This window comes from Thermodesulfobacteriota bacterium (genome assembly GCA_026415035.1).
GTDB lineage: Bacteria > Desulfobacterota > BSN033 > BSN033 > UBA1163 > RBG-16-49-23.
This window is the reverse complement of record JAOAHX010000067.1, coordinates 167-429: the sequence shown is the minus strand read 5'-3', so window position 1 is coordinate 429 and position 263 is coordinate 167. Positions and strand designations below refer to the sequence as shown.

Annotated in this window: 1 protein-coding gene; it reads right to left on the bottom strand. The window is 44.1% G+C overall.

What is annotated here, in order from left to right; all coding sequences use genetic code 11:
* Positions 1 to 43: 43 nt before the first annotated feature.
* Complete coding sequence (locus tag N3G78_14890; protein ID MCX8119202.1) at positions 44 to 208, bottom strand: hypothetical protein; 165 nt, start codon at positions 206 to 208, stop codon at positions 44 to 46.
* Between the last annotated feature and the right edge of the window lie 55 nt (positions 209 to 263).

Genomic DNA, 263 nt, shown 5'->3' with positions numbered 1-263 from the left:
CTTCAATGGTGTTAAACTTAAACTCCATGGGAACACCTCCAGATTAACTGTTTGTCTTTTCCTCCTCGTCCCTTCTCAAGAGCCCTTTGACCCTTTCCCAAGTCTCATCAAGAATGCTCTTGCGATAGGATTGTTCCATAGGCACCTCCTGCTTTTCCACGGTGCCCTTTTTAAGCTCTTCTCTGTACTGGCTTCTGTACTTTTCCAAGAAAGGACCCCCATAGTGTACCCAAATGTGGTCTATTATTAGGAAGGCTAATATT